Origin of the sequence: Blautia sp. HCP3S3_C4 (assembly GCF_052064095.1) — a bacterium.
In the GTDB taxonomy this organism is placed as follows: Bacteria; Bacillota; Clostridia; order Lachnospirales; family Lachnospiraceae; genus Blautia_A.
The window spans coordinates 58,788-77,578 of the sequence record NZ_JBQHWF010000010.1; the positions used below are offsets into that span (position 1 = coordinate 58,788).

Below are 18,791 nucleotides of genomic sequence, written 5' to 3' on the forward strand. Positions count from 1 at the left end.
GTTTGTTTTCCTCCTGATCGATAGGCTTCCATACTCCTGGTATTTTTCTTTTGATGCTTAGTCGTTTGAAGTATCACTGGTATCACTGGAAGCAACACCTGTAAGGATGCTTCCTTCATCAGTCAGTTCAAAAATGTATTTAAAAATATCAGCTGCTGCCAGACACGCATTTCCTGATGCATAACCATTTTCAATACGCACGGCAATTGCATATTGGGGATCAGTGGAAGGTGCATATCCCACAAACATACCATGGTTGGGATGGTAAACATCCACCTCGCCAGTACCTGTTTTTCCGGAAACATCCATTCCCAGACCATCGAACTGTTTATGAGTCTGAACCACACGGTACATTCCGTCATGGATATCCGCCCATACACTGGAATCCACATCCAAAGTATTGATCACATCAGGTTCATATTCTTTCAGGATATTTCCCCTGGAATCTGTCAGTTTACCTAGAAGTGTCAGATCATATACAGTTCCACTGGTGGCAATCGCTGTGGCATATCTTGCCAGCTGACTGGTAGTATAGGCATTGGTACCCTGTCCGATATAAGAGGGTACAGCCAGGGAATCTGACACATGGGGAGAAGATTCTGTGATCTCTATTCCGGTCTTCTTATCCAGGCCGATCAAAGATGCATATTTCTGAAGAACTGCAAGACTCCGGTTCTCAGAGAAATTACCTTCCCCATCCTGTCCCAGCTTAAAACCAACCATATTGAAATAATGGTTACAGGACTGTTCAATGGCCTCCCTGATCTCGATGGGGCCATGTCCGTTAATATTCCAACAGTTGATCGGTGGAGTTACCAGGTCAAAGGAACCTGTACATTCAATATAAGTACTGTCATCGATCACACCCTCTGACATACCTGCAATTGTTGACAAAATCTTAAAGGTAGAACCGGGAGCTGTGGTCTGCTGTGTTGCTTTATTGAAAAAGGGACTGGACTGATCTATAGAAAGCTTGGCATAATAATCAGTATCCATATCATTTACCAGCAGATTGTTGTTATAACCCGGATAAGAAACACAGGCCAGCACATCTCCGGTTTTTACATCTGTGATCACTGCAGAAGCAGAACATGGCTCCAGCGCCAGCTGCGCCGGCTCGATTTCCAGATTATATATCTTATTGACCATGAAATCATAGGCGGTCATTGCACCTGATGCCAGAGAATCATACATTCCGTCATCCTTTGAGAGAATTTCCTGGTCATAGAGTACCAGACAGATTTCTCTGCCGGAAATAGTATCCTCCTGGAGCATATACTTATACAGCAGTTTGGAAAAGCTGTTATCTGTCTTCAAGTAGGTAATGATATAATCTGTAAGAGCCTTATATGCCTCCTCAGAATCCAGATATTCTCCCTCAGAGGAAATCTTGGAAATATCAATCCAGTTCTGTCCTGTTGCATAGGTCAGGTAATCCTTCAGACTGATGCTTTCATCCTGACTCCATGCCTTATAAGTAGCGTCAGCAGTATCAATAGCATTTTTTGAGATCACACCCAAAGTATCCCGCAGCAGATCATTACAGATATAAGTGAGATATTCCTGAACCTGATCATTCTCATCCTTTAGAGCAGGAGGATTCTCCTCTGTCAGTCTGTTTGTTATTATATCAAATACCTGCTGCTGTTTTTGCTGAAATTTGGCATATAAATTTTTTTCTGTATCAGAGGCTGTATCCTCACTGAATTTCCGGATATCGATCACACTGTTGGAAATCAGTGCATTGTATACATCATAGATGGGAATTTTAATCTGTGCTGCATCATTAACGCTATAGTCATAGGTTTTTGTGGCTTCTATCTTGGAAAGAAGAATACCAGCAACCCTTTGCTTTAGGATCTGATAGATAGCTGACTGCCATTTACTGTCCACCGTCAGGTATACATCATTTCCTGCCACAGGCTCCACACGTGTGGAATCATCAATTTTCAGGACCTTACCAAGATTGTCTACTGTGACAGTCTCCTCACCATCTGTACCCTGCAAAGTCGTTTCCATATATTTTTCAATACCAACCTTACCTACAATGGCATCATTGGTATATTCCGGATTCTTCTTACGCAGTTCCGTCAATTCCTCTGAAGAAGCACGTCCTGTATATCCCAGGATCGGTCCCAGACTTGGATCATCAATATACTTGCGGACAGAATCCTCTACAATATCAATTCCCTGAAGCTCTGTCTGATTTTCCTTAATCGCTGCCACAGACTGCTCACTTACATTGGTGGCAATGGTTACAGCCATATATTTCTTGAAACTGTTGGTACTCAGCTCATAGCGCATGATCGCCAGATCCAGGATCTCCTGTTTGGAAAGCTCCTCAGGAAGATCATAAGCTTCCAGCTCCTCCTTGGTATAGGCATCTTCTCCGTACAGGGCAATGGAAAACCCACTTTTTCCGGTAAGATATTCCATCATTTCATCTGCAGTTGCAGATTTTTGTTTCTCAGTCAGGTTATCGATCAGAGCCTGTCCATAAATATCAGCCCTGAAACGGTCCAGGGTAAAGCCCTCATCCACATCAAAAACATAATTACCGCTGTGATCCAGCACAATATGGAAATCACGGCTAATGGAATCTCCGTTATGTTCCAGGATCTTGAGAACCCGGTAGGCAACACCGTTCAGGGTAAGGTTCTTCTGTCTGGTGGTATCATAAGTTCCATTATCCTCAAAAGTCACAGAATAAGCCAGAACATTGGAAGCCAGTTCCTCTCCGTTTCTGTCAAAAATATTTCCGCGGGTGCTGTTGATGGCACGTTTTTTTGTAATACGGGATTCAAATTTGCTGATGTAATCCTGCCCCTGAATAATCTGCAGTTCAAAAAGCTGCTTCACCAGGATACCGGACATGAGAACAAACACCACAACAAGTATGGTTGTCCTTTTTATTCGTATTTTCTTTATAAATCTTTTTATTTTAGTACCCAAATAGACTCACTTTCTTTCTTTAACGGACTCATCAGGTGATAATTGATATAGTAAAAAACCCGATAAACAATCAGTGTCAGAATAATCGTATAAAATGTTTCCGGTAAAATGATCCTGCTGAGATAGGTTCCAAGTCCAAGTCTGCCGCGAAGCAGAAACTGCAATGCATACACAGCCAGTCCATACAGGATATCACCTGCACCGGCCAGAAATATAGGAACCTTTACATCATCATCATAACAGATCCTATGTGCATATCCGCTTAAAAAACCAATATACATATAAATCAGTGCATAGAACCCAAAAACAGATCCATAAAACATATCCACCAGAAAGCCGCAGAAAAATCCCGTCCACATTCCGCTTTTTCTGCCTCTCATCAGACCCATGGAAATGCACAGGATCAGGATCAGATTAGGAGTGATCGATCCAATGGCAATCCTGGATATGACTGTACTCTGGAGAAGGAAACATATGAGAATGGTAAAAAACAGAGTAATCTTACTCTTCATTAACAGAATCCCCCTTATTCACTGTGATTACCAGCACATCCTTCAGATGAGCGAAATCTACCGGTGTAACGATGGTTCCATTCTTTGTCAGGTTATTGCTGTCCTGGGAAATCTCACTGATATATCCGATAAACAGTCCCTCCACATATTTCTCGCTGATATTGGAGGTGACAATACGTTCTCCCACAGTAACCTTATTATCCTGGTCATACAGCTGGCTGAAGCTTAGCTTTCCCTCGTCGATCAGTTCAAGATCTCCCTCAACCACACAATTATCCTGTGTACTCACAGTCATTGCACTGACATTACTGCTGTCGTCAATAATGGAGCGTACAGTTGCCCAGTGAGCACCCACCTCTGTGACGATCCCCACCAGTCCTTTTCCGGCAATAACATTATTATCTATCCGGATTCCGTCTGAAGTTCCCTTATTGATCATAAAAGTATCATACCAGTTACCAGGATCCTTGGAAATGATTCTGGCAGCAACCTTGGGATATTCTGTATACTGCTGATCCAGGTCATACAGCTGTTCCAGTCTTACCAGCTCTGTCTGATCCTGGATCAGTCTATTATTCTGTTCTGTCAGGCTATCCACCTGGGACTGAAGCTTCTTATTTTCCGCAAGGATCTCCTCTTTATCCTTCATTCGGTCTGAAATCCCGCTGAAAACAGAACTGATATGATTAATACTGTTTTCGAAAGGAACAATGATTATCCCTGCTGCTTCCTGAAGCGGTACTGTCGTTACTCCTGATGCAAAGGTGGCCACAATACAGCTGGCACAGAAAATAGTCATAATCACTAACAGATGTTTGCTTTTTAAATGAATTCTGATTCGTACTTTCTTTTTCAGGTTTTTCATGATATACCCCTAAAAATTTATAATTTTCTCTGCTTTACAGGCATTGCCCATTTACGCAGTTCTTTGTTCTTAATGATCTTTTCCAGACCGGAAACTGCTGATTTCTCATAGAGATCTGACATATTAAAGGTAAAACCAGTATAGCTTGCCAGATATTTGTCCAAATAAGGAAGCCTGGTGCTGCCTCCGGTAATATAAATTCCCTGTTTCGCAATATGATAGGAAATCTGAGGAGGAATACGCTCCAGAAAGGTCTTCATTTCGGAAGCGATCTCATTTACACAGTTCATGATCCCGTCATTTACCACATAAGAAGAAATCACCTCTTCTCTGGGAAGTCCGGAAATACAGTCAATACCAACTACCTTACGCACGCCCTTTCTCTGGTCGCTGAGCCGTCCCATAACCATTTTCAGTCTTTTGGCTGTACGTGTTCCCAACTGAAGATTGTACCGCTTACGGATCTCCGTGCATATGGATTCATTCATCTGTCTGCCCCCGATAGGTATCTTTTTGCTGATAATAATCCTTCCTCCGGTGATGATGGACATCTCTGTACTCTGTGCGCCCATATTTACAACCATATTTCCGGTGGGATCATCCAGATCCACTCCCATGGCCAGTGCATCTGCAATGGGAGATTCTACCATATAGACACGGTTTTTACGCAGCCAGTATCCATTGGCCACATTAAAATATGCCCGTTTCTCAACAGCTGTCATATCCAGAGGAACTGTAAAAAACATTACAGATCCTACCCCCAGAATGTGATCGATCCTGCGTATCATACTGTACAGCACGATCTCCTGCAGTTCCAGATTGGCGATCATTCCAAATGACATGGGCGAACACACTGCAACCTCTGCCGGAGACTTCTCAAACATCTCATAGGCTTCGTTGCCCACAGCAATGATCTTATGCCCTCTGGATGCGATCATGTTTTTTTCCATATAACTTTTGTTTTTAAATAATGAATAGACCTTTACAGAGCTGCTACCCAGATCTATTCCGTATGTTTTCTCAAACAGCATATATCTGCCCCTTTATCCTGTACATTCATCCCACAGACCGGTTTCCCTGAAACTGCAGTATCTCTGGTCTCCGATCACAATGTGGTCCAGAAGATGTATGCCCAGTAGTTCCCCTGCCTGATAAATCCTGGCAGTGATTTCCATGTCCTCCTGGCTGGGAGTGGGATCCCCGCTGGGATGATTATGGATCAGGATCAGGCTGACTGCATGATAACGCAATGCCTCCAGATAAATTTCTCTGGGAGTAACCAGTGAGCCGGTTACCGTTCCCCTGGTCAGCACCTTATCTCCAAGAAAATGTCCTTTCACATCAGACATCATGCAAAGTACAAGCTCCTGTTCCTCATGACGCAGCTGCTCCATATAATAAGCAGCAATAGAGGATGGATCATTCATTACCAGCTGCGGCCTGGCGGCTGTTCTGGCAATCCGTCTGGAAAGTTCTCCGATACATTTCAGCTGTACCGCTTTTACCTGTCCGATTCCATGAATCCTCATCAGATCCTGCAGAGATACATGGATCAGTCCTGCCAGCCCGCAATAGGCGGAATCTTCCATAAAATGTAAAATCTCCTGTGCCAGTGCCAGAGAATTCTTTCCCTGGGTACCGCTTCGCAGGATCACTGCCAGCAGCTCACTGTCACTTAATGTATTTTCACCCTGTTTGAAACATTTCTCATAAGGGCGTTGTTCTTCCGGTAAATTCTTAATAATATGATTCATAAATTCGCCAATACCGCTCTCTTAAATGCAGACGGCAAATCGCAACCTATATTCTAGCATAAAAAAGGGGAGATGTACACTCTCCCCTAGAAATTTCTATATTTTTTAGAAATGGTTTCTGCAATTTTAATCCCGTCCATAGCTGCACTGGTGATCCCTCCTGCATATCCTGCGCCTTCGCCACAGGGATAAACTCCCTGTATATTGGACAGAAGTTCACTGTCACGGGTAATGCGGACCGGTGATGAGGTACGGCTTTCGACTCCGCTGAGTAATGCATCCTCCCTGTCAAAGCCTGTGATCCTTTTTCCGAAAGAACGGATTCCCTCTTCAATAGAATCTCCCACTGCCTTGGGAAGAACAGAACGTACATTGGCAAGCACATATTCTCCCTTCATACAGGGAACCACTTCTCCCAGAGCAGTACTGGTCTGATTTTTACAGTAATCTCCAAACAGCTGTACCGGAATTTTACCCTGACCAAGCTCCCAGGCCTTCCGTTCCAGCTTGCGCTGAAATTCCACACCCCGTAAAGGACCTTCTCCGCCAAAGTCTTCAGGAGTTACTGTGACAATCATGGCACTGTTTGCATTCCGGGAATCCCTGGCCTGATAGCTCATACCATTGACTGCCAGTCTGCCTGGTTCCGAGGAAGCATTGACTACGTATCCTCCGGGACACATACAGAAGGAATAAACCCCTCTTCCGTTTTCACACTTATGAGTTACCTTGTAGGCAGCAGCACCCAGAAATTCATTTTCTTCCTCACCGTAAAGATCCATATTGATCATGGACTGGGGATGCTCAATACGCAGACCTACAGCAAAAGCCTTGGGTTCCATATAAAGTCCGCGGCGGTAAAGCATTTCAAAGGTATCTCTGGCACTGTGTCCCACAGCCAGCACACATACCTGGGCAGGAATGATTTCCCTGTCATTTACCTGAATTTCCTTTAACACACCCTTCTCAAAATGGAGATCTGTAACCTTGGCGCGAAAACGGAAACTTCCTCCCATTGCCTCAATATCATGGCGCATTTTCTCCACGATCCCAATCAGTACATCAGTACCCAGATGAGGCTTCTGCTGATAAAGGATTTCCTCCGGTGCCCCAGCCTCCACAAAACGCTTCAGAACCTCATGATTCCTTCCATAAGGATCTTTGACCAGAGTATTTAATTTGCCGTCAGAAAAGGTTCCTGCTCCGCCCTCTCCGAACTGCACATTGGAATCCGGATCAAGAATACCGTTTTTCCAGAAATGCTCTACTGTCTTTTGCCTTTTGTCTGCTTCCTCTCCTCTCTCCAGGATCAGGGGCTTATAGCCTGCCTTTGCCAGATACCAGCCGCAGAAAAGTCCGGCCGGACCACTGCCGATCACAACCGGCGGACAGGAAAGAGGCTCCTGCCCAGGCTCCGGAAATACATAAGGCCTCTCTATTGTTAACATAACATTGTTATTGTTAACCCTTTTTGCAATTTTCTGTTCGTCCTTAATTTTTACATCAATAGTATATACAAACATTTTATCGTTTTTATGTCTGCAGTCCAGAGACTGTTTTCTGATCTCATAAGAAAAGGAAGCTGACGGACTTTTCAGAACCTTTCCGATCTTTTTTTCAAGTTGTTCCTTTGTATGGGAAACAGGAAGCTTAAGCTGTGAAATTCGAATCATAATCATTCTCCTTAAATGTCTGCAGCTGCATGTACACCGGCTGCTGCCCCGCTGCTCCATGCCCACTGAAGATTATAACCGCCGCAGGTTCCGTCTATATCCAGAAGCTCTCCTGTAATATACAGGTTCCTGCATTTACGTGATTCCATAGTACGGGAATGAATCTCCCTGGTATCCACCCCTCCGGAACATACCTGGGCCTGGGCAAAAGAAAGACTGTCTGTTACTGTAAGGGTCAGGCTTTTGACCGCCCTCACCAGATCCTTTTGTCCGGCAAAAATCCGGATCAGCTTTTCCGGAAATAATCCAATAAGAAGTTCTCTGTCATTTTTATAGGGGCAGGTTCTTTTTCGTTTTAAAAGCAGCTCCCGGAATTCATCTGCAGACAGCTCCGGCATAAAATCTATGGTGATTTCTGCATCACGGCCCTCTTTTATATTCCGTACTGCATATCTGCTAATCTGAAACACCGGAATCCCTGAAACTCCATAATCAGTAAGCTGCAGTTCTCCCTGCTCTGTAACAACAGGCTTCCCCTCTGAAAAAAGGGTGATTTTCCCCTCTGTACGCACCCCTGACCAGGTTTTAAAGAAATTCCCCTTACATTTCAGTGCAGTAAGTGCCGGCCATACAGGGACTATATGGTGTCCCAGCTTTTTGGCCAGTTCATAACCGCTTCCGTCAGAGCCGGAAATTACTGAAGCTCTGGAACCATTTGCCAGGATCAGGGCGTCTCCTTCGTAGTGCCATCCCTCTGTCAGCACACGAAAACCATTTGTTTTCTTCTGGAAAGATACCACTTTTTCAACAGATACTACTTTTTCATTTGTCTTTATCTTCACTCCCAGATTTGCTGCTTCCATACACAGAACCTCAGTCACACTCTGTGCCTGGCCGCTTCTGGGATAAAGATAGCCTTTTCTGTCCAGAGGATAGATTCCCAGCTCTTTGAAAAACTCTATGGTATCAGACACAGAAAACTGTGCAAGAGCCTCCTGCACAAACTCAGGATGTTCTCCTCTGTATGCATTTTCAGGCATTGCCAGATTTGTATAATTACATCTGCCATTTCCTGTAGCATTGATTTTTTTCCCCGGTTTTTCATTCTGTTCCAGAATGGTCACAGCAGCCCCATTTCTGGCAGCCATGATTCCGGCCATAAGTCCGGAAGCCCCTGCTCCCACAATGATTACATGTTTTTTCTTCATAATGATCTGCTCCCGGCCCCTTCAGGCCACATAATTAGAGAGTAACCAGTTTTTTATCAACAAGCTTCTGCAGAGACATCAGTACCCCAAGCTTTGCATGCTCCCAGGTAAGTCCTCCCTGGAAATACACTGCATAAGGAGGTTTCATAGGTCCGTCTGCTGAAAGCTCGATGGAGGATCCCTGAACAAAGGCTCCTGCTGCCATAATAACCTGGCTGTCATATCCAGGCATATCCCACGGCTCCGGATCCACATAGCTGTCCACAGGTGCTGCTGCCTGGATTCCCTTGCAGAAAGCAATCAGTCCTTCCGGTGTACCAAGGCTTACTGCCTGGATAATGTCCTGACGTTCTTCTGTAGAATCAGGAATTACAGGGAATCCCAATTTCTCATAAATATTTGCTGCAAATACAGCACCCTTTAATGCACCTTTGGTAACCATTGGTGCAAGGAAAAATCCCTGGAAAAAGGAACGGTTAACTCCAAGAGTTGCACCTACTTCACTGCCAAGTCCTGGACAGGTCATTCTGTAGGAAGCGTTCTCTACACATTCTTTCGTTCCTGCAATATATCCGCCGATGGGTGCAAGTCCGCCACCCGGGTTCTTGATCAGAGAACCTACGATCATATCTGCACCAACATCACTTGGCTCAATGGTATCTACGAATTCGCCGTAGCAATTGTCTACCATACAGATCACATCTGGTTTGATACTTTTAACGAAAGCGATCAGTTCCCCAATCTGCTTTACAGAAAATGAGGGGCGTGTCTGGTATCCCTTGGAACGCTGGATCTCTACAAGACGGGTTTTCTCATTGATTGCTTTGCGGATACTGTCATAGTCAAAGGTTCCGTCTTCCAGAAGTTCTACCTGCCGATAAGTTACACCATATTCCGCAAGGGAGCCTTTTGACGGACGGATACCGATGACTTCTTCCAGAGTATCGTATGGTTTTCCGGCAGGTGCCAGAAGTTCATCCCCCGGACGGAGATTTCCGAATAAGGCAATTGCCAGTGCATGAGTTCCACATGTGATCTGCGGACGTACCAGACATGCTTCTGTGTGGAAAGTGTCTGCATAAACCTTCTCAAGAGTTTCACGGCCAATATCATCATAGCCGTAACCGGAAGAGCTGCCGAAGCATTCTGCGCTTACCTTGTTCTTCTGCATGGCAAGGAGAACCTTCATCTGGTTATATTCTGCAGTTTTATCAAATTTTTCAAATCTTTCTTTTAAGGATTCCTCTATTTTATGACCGAAGTCATAAACTTCAGAGGAGATTCCAAGCTGTGCATACATTTCTTTCATAATCTTCTTATTCCTTAATATTCTATATTTTTATCTTTTATCTGTTCGTCAAGAATTTTCTTATCTTTACAGATTTCCACCATTCTCTCAAGGATCAGATCCTCGTTATAATCAAATTCATCTTTATTCATCCAGATCGTCTCTTTTTCTCTCCGAAACCAGGTCAGCTGACGTTTGGCAAAATGTCTGGTATCTCTTTTCAGAACCCGGACTGCTTCCTCCAGAGGATATTCCCCCTCCAGATATGCCAGGATTTCCTTGTACCCCAGTCCCTGCATGGAAACCATACCGCGATGACAGCCCCTTTTCTTCAGCTGCTCTACTTCCTCCAGAAGTCCCTCTTCCAGCATTTCATCAATACGGTCATCAATACGCTTATAGAGAAGTTCCCTGGGTACATTCAGCACAAAATAGGCCAGATTATAGGGCGTTTCATGTCCTTTCTGTTCCTGATTATGGGCAGAAATAGGGGACTGATTCTGGTGATAAAACTCCAGAGCACGGATCACACGCTTTACATTGTTGGCATGGATTTCCTTTGCGCTGACAGGATCCACTTCCTGCAGCATGGTGTGCAGGTAATCATTTCCTTTTTCTGCTGCCAGCTGCTCCAGCTCCCTGCGGTAGCCATCTTCCTGGTCTGCCTGGGTAAAATCAATATCCTTTGTGACTGCCTGTATATAAAATCCTGTTCCTCCTACCAGGATGGGAACCTTACCCTTTGCATATATTTCCTCCATAGCCGCTTTTGCCATCTGCTGGAATTTCACTATATGAAATTCTTCCTCCGGCAGCAGCTCATCTACCAGATAATGTTTTACTCCCTGCATTTCCTCCGGCCGGATCTTTGCAGAACCGATATCCATATATTTATAAACCTGCATGGAGTCTGCAGAAATGATCTCTCCGTTTACTGCCTTTGCAAGTGCAATGGAAAGATGTGTTTTTCCTGCTGCCGTCGGCCCTGTGAGAACGATCAGTGGCTTCTTCATTTTCAACTCTCCCTTTTTGTCAGATACTTTTATTATACGATACGCTTGAATTTCTTTTCAAGCTCTGTTTTAGTCATGGAAATAATGGTTGGCCTTCCGTGAGGGCAATGGTAGGGATTATCCAGTGTGAGAAGTTCATCGATCAGTGCGTCTGCCTCCTGGTTGGACATCTGATGATTGCCCTTTACTGCCGCTTTACATGCCATGGTAGCAAGTCTGGAAGCAAAAATCCCAAGAGGATCCTTATCTTTCTCAGAGGCAAGATTGTCAAGCATTTCCAGAAAAAGTTCTTCCTCCTCAAGACCATACAGATTGGCCGGGACTGCATTGATACAGTATTCCTTACCGCCGAAAGGTTCAATCTCAAATCCAAAATCCTGGAAATACTTACGGTTAGCCTTGAGAAGGGACTCTTCCTGAAGATTCAGAGATACAATCAACGGCGGACTGAGATACTGAGATTCTACTGTCTGCTCACGAAACCTTTTTACAAAACGTTCGTAATAGACCTTTTCATGTGCAGCATGCTGATCGATAATAAAAAATTTATCCTCAAACTGCACCAGCCAGTAGGTGTCAAAAATCTGTCCGATCAGCTTGTGGCGGCTGCGGGATTCCGGAGCCAGCAGTTTTTCCTCAAACAATTCCAGCTGCTGTGGCCTGGATACAGGATTATAATCTGATTCTGCAGATTCCTTTACCGTATTTTCCTTTATCGTTTTCTCTATAGATTCCGGCTGCCTTGTGGAACATGTTCTGTCTTTCTTATCATTCAGCGTTTCTTTAAAAAGCTGTTCTTCTGCTTTTGTAAATGGATCCTTTGTCTGATAAATCTGCTGTTCACGTACTGCCTGTTCTGCCATGGTGATCGTTCCTCTGGCAGGTATGGGATGTTCGGAAACTCTGGCAACCGTATTTTCAGTCCGAGCACTATATTCCAGGGCTTCTGCCCGGCGTCTGGTTTCAAATGGCTCCGGTACATCTCCGGGTTTTACCGTCGGCTGATGCTTTTTTACAGATTCTTCCCTGCCAAAAGGAACGTTCTGGATCATCTCTCTCTGGGTCAGAGCCTTATGGATAACTTCATAGATGGCATCATATACTTCCGGTCCTCTGGCAAAACGCACCTCCATTTTGCTTGGATGTACATTTACATCCAGATCATTTCCCTCCATCTGGATATGCAGGGAAACAAAAGGAAATTTATGCTGCATCAAAAATCCCTTATAAGCATCCTCAATTGCCTTGGCAATGATCCGGTTTTTTACAAAACGACCATTTATATAGTAATTTTCAAAGGTACGGTTTCCTCTGGAAATCTCCGGCTTGCCCACAAATCCCTCTATCTTCATAAAATCATTTTCACAGGAAATCTCAAGCAGTGCTTTTGTAATATCTCTTCCATATATATTATAAATAACATCCTTAATATTATAATTTCCGGAAGTATGCAGTTTCACCTGCTTATTCTGGATATATTTAAAGGAAATCTCCGGATGGGAAAGGGCCAGCTGTTCCATCAGTGTTCCCACATAATTGGCTTCTGTGGAATCTGATTTCAGAAATTTGCTTCTGGCAGGAGTATTATAGAAAAGATTTCGTACCAGAAAGGTAGTTCCCTCCGGTGCCCCCATATCCTCTAAGGACTGCTCCACACCTCCGTTGATCACATAGCGGACTCCACTTAATGCGGAAGGGGTCTTGGTGATCAGCTCCACCTGTGCCACTGCAGCAATACTGGAAAGTGCCTCCCCTCTGAAACCCAGGGAAGCAATATTGGCAAGATCCTCTACCTTTTCAATCTTACTGGTGGCGTGACGCAAAAATGCCAGGGGTACCTGGTCGCGCTCCATACCCCCGCCATTATCTGTAATACGTATCATTTTTTTGCCGCCGTCTGTGATCTCCACAGTTACCGCAGTTGCACCTGCGTCAATGGCATTTTCCACAAGCTCCTTCACAATGGAGGAAGGACGTTCCACTACTTCACCGGCAGCAATCTTATCTATAGTCTGCTGGTCTAATACTGCAATTTTTCTCAACTTTTATCACCATCTGTTCTTAATCTTATTCTGCAGGTTATAAAGTGTATTCATTGCCTCCATTGGAGTCATATTCCCCATATCAAGGCCCTTGATCTCATCAATAATATCGTCATCCTTAACCGTATCGAACAGCGACATCTGCGCCATATCCATCTGATCATATACCGGCTTTTTCTTTTTCGCTGCTGCCAGGTCTTTTACTGCTGCCGTAATGTCCGCATCGCTCAGCTCCTCTACCAGCTCCTTTGCCCTCTGGATCACAGAGTCCGGAACTCCTGCAAGCTTGGCAACCTGGATTCCGTAGCTTTTATCTGCTCCGCCCTGAACGATTTTTCGCAAAAATACAATATCGTCCCCCTTTTCTTTGACGGCAATACAGAAGTTATTAACTCCCGGTATTTTTCCCTCCAACTCTGTCAGCTCATGGTAATGTGTAGCAAACAATGTTTTGGCACCGCAAAGCTTGGTATTGCTGATATGCTCGATCACCGCCCACGCAATGGCAAGACCGTCAAAGGTACTGGTACCTCGTCCGATCTCATCCAGGATCAGAAGGCTTTTGGCAGTGGCATTTCTCAGGATATTTGCAACCTCTGTCATCTCTACCATAAAGGTACTCTGACCGCTTGCCAGGTCATCGGATGCACCAACACGGGTAAAGATCCTGTCAACAATGCCAATATTTGCCTTCTCTGCCGGAACAAAGCTTCCGATCTGTGCCATCAAAACGATCAGTGCCGTCTGTCTCATGTAGGTGGATTTACCGGCCATGTTCGGTCCTGTAATAATAGATACCCGTTTCTTATGACTGTCCAGATAAGTATCGTTTGCGATGAACATATCATTTTCTATCATCTGCTCCACAACAGGATGGCGGCCATTTTTAATATCGATCACGCCTGTGGTATTTGTCTTTGGGCGGACAAAATGATTCCTTTCTGCAACCAGGGCAAGGGAAGCAAATACATCCAGTGCAGCCACAGCTTTGGCAGTTTTCTGGATCCGCACAACCTCTTTTCCTACTGTATCACGTACATTACAGAACAATTCATATTCCAGGGCATAGAGCTTATCCTCTGCCCCAAGGATCATGTCCTCCAGTTCTTTTAACTCCTGGGTAATATAACGTTCTGCATTGGAAAGGGTCTGTTTCCGGATGTATTCCTCAGGCACCAGATTTTTAAAGGTGTTGCTGACCTCAAGAGAGTAACCAAATACACGGTTGTATTTGATCTTCATAGTCTTGATCCCTGTACGTTCTCTCTCCTTTGCTTCCAGTTCAGACAGCCATTTCTTGCCATCTGTCCTGGAACGCCGGAATTTATCTATATCCTCATTATAACCCTCTTTGATGATCCCTCCATCCTTCTGTGCAAGAGGCGGATCTTCCACGATGGCACCTTTGATCAGATCTGTCACATCCTCCAGAGGATCCATATCCTCATAAATCTTCTGAAGCAAAGGTGTTTTAAATTCCTTCAGTACCTGTTTAATATAAGGAAGCATTTCCAGAGAAGAAGCAAAGGCGATCAGATCCCTTGGATTTGCAGATTTATAGCTGATACGGCTGATCAGTCGTTCCAGGTCATAGACAGGTCCCAGATATTCCCTGATTTCATCCCGGAGCATTCCGTTTTTATTTAACTCTTCCAGTGCTTCCAGACGCTTTTCAATCTCATCTCTGTCGATCAGCGGCTGCTCCACATAACCGCGGAGGGTACGGGCACCCATGGCAGTTTTGGTCTTGTCCAGCACCCAGAGCAGAGATCCTCTTTTTTGCTTTTCACGGAGAGTTTCCACAAGCTCCAGATTTCTGCGGCTGGAGCTGTCGATCAGCATATATTTCTCTGCAGAATAGGGACGGATCGTTGCCATATGGGACAGGGCTGTCTTCTGAGTCTCCTGCAGATACTGAAAAAGAGCACCTGCTGCAATGATCCCACAGTCATAATCTCCGATTCCAAGCCCTTCCAGGGAACCTACATGAAAATGCTCCTTCAGGGTTCTCCGGCATAATTCATCATCAAAATACCAGGAATCCAGAGAAAATACACAGATTCCCAGTCGATTTTTCAGATCATCCGTATCAACATTTGACATATAAAAGGAATCATTACAGATAATTTCTGCAGGCACAAATTTATTGATCTCATCCAGAAGCTTCTGCGGTTTGTCTACCTCTGTCAGAAAACAGTCACCTGTACTGATATCCGCAATGGCACAGCCAAAATGCTCCTCAATGGAAACAATAGACATAAGATAATTATTCTTGCTCTCATCCAGAGAAGCAGCATCCAGGGTGGTTCCCGGAGTTACAATACGGACAACCTCTCTCTTTACCAGACCCTTTGCTTTCTTTGGATCCTCCACCTGCTCGCAGATCGCCACCTTATGTCCCCGCTCGATCAGACGGTTGATATAAGTTTCCGCAGCATGATAAGGGACACCACACATGGGTGCCCTCTCCTCTAATCCGCAATCCTTTCCTGTAAGGGTGATCTCCAGTTCCTTGGTGACAAGCAATGCATCATCAAAAAACATCTCATAGAAATCTCCAAGACGGTAAAATAGAATGCAGTCTTTATATTGTTCCTTTGTCTTGCAGTATTCCTGCATCATCGGCGACATGTTCTTACTACTCATAAAGCTCCTTATTATTCATGCGGCCTTACACCGCCTTTATCTTAAATCTGACCACGTTTTTGACACAGCATATGTTTTATAACTGTGTATAAACATGGTCAGGTAATAGTTAGTTACATTTTTGAAACTTATTCAGTTTAACACATATGAGCAGGAGGTTCAAGATGGGGTGGTGAGAAAATTTGCAGAAAACACTTATTGTATACAAAATTTTTCTTACTGTCAGTTCTGGATACCGGTTACCTCATATCCGGCTTCTGCGATCACTTCACGGATCTTTTCCTCATCCAGCTGCTTGTCTGTAGTGATTACCGTAGTTCCGTTTTCATGGGAGGATACCACATCCTCTACCCCAAAGGCTGTTTTGATTGCCTTATTTACATGTGCCTCGCAATGTGGGCACATCATTCCTGTTACGTTTACTGTGATTTTGTTCATTTTTTTATTCTCCTTTTCTTTCTCTGATTTGTGGTTGACATATTCGTGGATCTTTCTGCTGTCCGCAGGCTCTTTCAGACTTTTATCGCCGGCTGTATCATGGATTTTAAACAGATTCAGCCGCAGGGCATTGGTCACTACGCAAAAGCTGGACAGACTCATGGCAGCAGCCCCAAACATAGGGTTTAAGGTCCATCCAAAGATAGGGATCCACACACCTGCTGCCAGGGGAATGCCGATCACGTTGTAAAAGAATGCCCAGAAAAGATTCTCATGGATATTCCTCAGTGTGGCGCGGCTTAACCGGATCGCTGCAGGTACATCACTGAGCCTGCTCTTCATCAGAACCACATCTGCTGCATCAATGGCTACGTCTGTTCCTGCACCGATGGCAATTCCCATATCTGCCCTGGTCAGTGCCGGGGCATCGTTGATCCCGTCTCCCACCATTGCTACTTTTCCGAATTTTTTCAGTTCCCGGATCACACTTTCTTTTCCCTCAGGAAGGACACCTGCGATCACCTCATCCACTCCGGCCTGTTCTCCGATGGCTCTGGCTGTACGTTCATTATCTCCCGTAAGCATTACCACCCGGATTCCCATATCCTGCAGTTCTTTTACTGCCCGGGGGCTGTCCTCCTTTATAACATCAGCCACTGCGATCATACCGATCAGTGTCCCGCCTTTTGCAAAGAGAAGGGGTGTTTTCCCTTCTTCCGCCAGTTTTTCTGCCTGCTTGAGCAGTTCCGATGCCACAGAAACCTGATCACTGATAAACTTCAGGCTTCCTCCCACAATCACTTCATGGTTTTGCACTGCCCGAAGTCCGTTTCCGGGAAGAGCCTGAAAATCTGAGACCTTCTGCAGAGGGATTCCTTTTTCTTCTGCCCCGGCAATTATAGCCTTTGCAAGGGGATGTTCGCTCCTTTTCTCAAGGGCATAGGCACAGCTTAACAATTTTTCCTCTGAGATTCCTTTGGCAGGAATAATATCAGTTACCTCAGGTTCCCCCCTTGTGATGGTTCCCGTTTTATCCAGCGCAACAATCTGAACCTTACCTGCCTCTTCCAGGGAAACTGCTGTTTTAAACAGGATTCCGTTTTTCGCACCCATACCATTTCCCACCATAATGGCAACCGGTGTGGCAAGTCCAAGAGCGCAGGGGCAGCTGATGACCAGAACAGAAATTCCTCTGGCAAGTGCATATCCAAAGTCTTTTCCTGCAACCAGCCAGACAATGATAGTAACAATGGCAATACTGATAACTGCCGGAACGAAAACACCGGAAACCCGGTCTGCGATTTTCGCAATAGGAGCTTTTGTTGCAGCCGCATCACTGACCATCCTGATGATCTGGGAAAGAGTAGTATCCTCGCCTACACGGGTAGCTTCACATCTGATAAATCCGGACTGATTTACAGTTGCTGCAGAAACTGCATCTCCAGGATTTTTATCCACAGGAATACTCTCTCCTGTAAGTGCAGCCTCATTGACTGCGCTGCCTCCCTCAAGTACCACTCCGTCCACCGGAATGTTCTCCCCGGGACGTACTACGAATACATCACCTTTTTTTACCTGCTCAATGGGTATTTCCCTTTCCTGTCCCTCGCGGACAACCACTGCTGTTTTGGGAGCCAGCTTCATCAACCCCTTCAGCGCATCTGTGGTTTTTCCCTTGGAGCGGGCCTCCAGCATTTTTCCTACTGTGATCAGGGTAAGGATCATGGCAGCAGACTCAAAATAGAACTCCATCATATAATTCATAACTGCTGCCGAATCCCCATCCACCTGTGCCCTTGTCATGGCAAACAGCACATAGACACTCCACACAAAAGACGCCATAGAGCCAAGTGCTACCAGGGTATCCATATTTGGGGCACCGTGCCACAGGCTTTTAAATCCATTGATAAAAAACTTCTGGTTGATGACCATGATAATGCCGGCAAGAAGAAGCTGCACCAGTCCCATGGCAATATGATTATCATGAAACCATGCCGGAAGGGGCCAGCCCCACATCATATGTCCCATAGAAAAATACATCAGTACCAGCAGAAAACCGACAGATGCAATGAGCCTTCGTTTCAATATAGGTGTTTCATGATCTTCCAGTGCTTCCTCTGCTGCAGAAGCAGATATCTGTTCCCCGGATGCCCCCTTTAAAGAGGCTCCGTACCCTGCGTCCTGTACAGCCTTAATAATCGCATCTGTACCGGCAGTTCCCTCCACTCCCATAGAGTTGGTCAGCAGACTGACGGAACAGGATGTGACTCCCGGAACCCTGGATACCGCCTTCTCCACTCTGCTGCTGCAGGCTGCACAGCTCATTCCGGTTACATTGTATTGTTCCATTGTAATTCCTCCTCATAACTTTGTGACTTATTATCCCTGATCTGATATCTG

The 18,791-nt window shown here is 45.0% G+C and carries 12 protein-coding genes; all 12 read right to left on the minus strand.

Features of this window, described 5'->3' with window-relative positions; genetic code table 11:
* Window positions 1-57 precede the first annotated feature (57 nt).
* Window positions 58-2,952 carry a penicillin-binding transpeptidase domain-containing protein gene (locus ACTNC6_RS10380; RefSeq protein ID WP_441044023.1) on the minus strand — a complete coding sequence of 965 codons (2,895 nt, stop codon included), beginning with the start codon at window positions 2,950-2,952 and terminating at the stop codon, window positions 58-60.
* Window positions 2,937-3,464, minus strand: coding sequence for a rod shape-determining protein MreD (gene mreD, locus ACTNC6_RS10385; protein ID WP_019161674.1), 528 nt, complete (start codon window positions 3,462-3,464; stop codon window positions 2,937-2,939). Before mreD ends, ACTNC6_RS10380 begins: the two co-directional genes overlap by 16 nt.
* A complete protein-coding gene (gene mreC, locus ACTNC6_RS10390) occupies window positions 3,454-4,329 on the minus strand; it encodes a rod shape-determining protein MreC (protein ID WP_441044024.1) in 876 nt (291 codons plus the stop codon). Before mreC ends, mreD begins: the two co-directional genes overlap by 11 nt.
* A 17-nt stretch (window positions 4,330-4,346) precedes the next feature.
* Window positions 4,347-5,360 (minus strand): rod shape-determining protein, encoded by a 1,014-nt coding sequence (locus tag ACTNC6_RS10395; protein ID WP_173742878.1) that lies wholly within the window; start codon window positions 5,358-5,360, stop codon window positions 4,347-4,349.
* A gap of 12 nt (window positions 5,361-5,372) precedes the next feature.
* Complete coding sequence (gene radC, locus ACTNC6_RS10400) at window positions 5,373-6,083, minus strand: RadC family protein (protein WP_173742877.1); 711 nt, start codon at window positions 6,081-6,083, stop codon at window positions 5,373-5,375.
* Window positions 6,084-6,169: 86 nt separating this feature from the next.
* Complete coding sequence (locus ACTNC6_RS10405) at window positions 6,170-7,756, minus strand: NAD(P)/FAD-dependent oxidoreductase (protein WP_441044025.1); 1,587 nt, start codon at window positions 7,754-7,756, stop codon at window positions 6,170-6,172.
* A gap of 11 nt (window positions 7,757-7,767) precedes the next feature.
* On the minus strand, window positions 7,768-8,964 hold the full coding sequence (locus ACTNC6_RS10410) for an NAD(P)/FAD-dependent oxidoreductase (protein ID WP_441044026.1): 1,197 nt from the start codon (window positions 8,962-8,964) through the stop codon (window positions 7,768-7,770).
* Window positions 8,965-8,998: 34 nt separating this feature from the next.
* Window positions 8,999-10,273 carry a methionine gamma-lyase family protein gene (locus ACTNC6_RS10415; RefSeq protein ID WP_019161668.1) on the minus strand — a complete coding sequence of 425 codons (1,275 nt, stop codon included), beginning with the start codon at window positions 10,271-10,273 and terminating at the stop codon, window positions 8,999-9,001.
* Window positions 10,274-10,287: 14 nt separating this feature from the next.
* Window positions 10,288-11,265, minus strand: a complete 978-nt coding sequence (miaA, locus tag ACTNC6_RS10420; RefSeq protein ID WP_441034747.1) for a tRNA (adenosine(37)-N6)-dimethylallyltransferase MiaA — start codon at window positions 11,263-11,265, stop codon at window positions 10,288-10,290.
* Between the two features lie 32 nt (window positions 11,266-11,297).
* Entirely contained in the window at window positions 11,298-13,307 is a 2,010-nt protein-coding gene (mutL, locus tag ACTNC6_RS10425; RefSeq protein WP_441044027.1) for a DNA mismatch repair endonuclease MutL, read from the minus strand.
* Between the two features lie 6 nt (window positions 13,308-13,313).
* On the minus strand, window positions 13,314-15,953 hold the full coding sequence (gene mutS, locus ACTNC6_RS10430; protein WP_441044028.1) for a DNA mismatch repair protein MutS: 2,640 nt from the start codon (window positions 15,951-15,953) through the stop codon (window positions 13,314-13,316).
* A gap of 222 nt (window positions 15,954-16,175) precedes the next feature.
* Window positions 16,176-18,740 carry a heavy metal translocating P-type ATPase gene (locus ACTNC6_RS10435; RefSeq protein ID WP_441044029.1) on the minus strand — a complete coding sequence of 855 codons (2,565 nt, stop codon included), beginning with the start codon at window positions 18,738-18,740 and terminating at the stop codon, window positions 16,176-16,178.
* Window positions 18,741-18,791 lie beyond the last annotated feature (51 nt).

Bases quoted from the DNA above. Each gene is read 5' to 3' on its own strand.
- mreD (WP_019161674.1), bottom strand. From the start codon at position 3,464: ATGAAGAGTAAGATTACTCTGTTTTTTACCATTCTCATATGTTTCCTT.
- mreC (WP_441044024.1), bottom strand. From the start codon at position 4,329: ATGAAAAACCTGAAAAAGAAAGTACGAATCAGAATTCATTTAAAAAGC.
- ACTNC6_RS10395 (WP_173742878.1), bottom strand. From the start codon at position 5,360: ATGCTGTTTGAGAAAACATACGGAATAGATCTGGGTAGCAGCTCTGTA.
- radC (WP_173742877.1), bottom strand. From the start codon at position 6,083: ATGAATCATATTATTAAGAATTTACCGGAAGAACAACGCCCTTATGAG.
- ACTNC6_RS10405 (WP_441044025.1), bottom strand. From the start codon at position 7,756: ATGATTCGAATTTCACAGCTTAAGCTTCCTGTTTCCCATACAAAGGAA.
- ACTNC6_RS10410 (WP_441044026.1), bottom strand. From the start codon at position 8,964: ATGAAGAAAAAACATGTAATCATTGTGGGAGCAGGGGCTTCCGGACTT.
- ACTNC6_RS10415 (WP_019161668.1), bottom strand. From the start codon at position 10,273: ATGAAAGAAATGTATGCACAGCTTGGAATCTCCTCTGAAGTTTATGAC.
- miaA (WP_441034747.1), bottom strand. From the start codon at position 11,265: ATGAAGAAGCCACTGATCGTTCTCACAGGGCCGACGGCAGCAGGAAAA.
- mutS (WP_441044028.1), bottom strand. From the start codon at position 15,953: ATGAGTAGTAAGAACATGTCGCCGATGATGCAGGAATACTGCAAGACA.
- ACTNC6_RS10435 (WP_441044029.1), bottom strand. From the start codon at position 18,740: ATGGAACAATACAATGTAACCGGAATGAGCTGTGCAGCCTGCAGCAGC.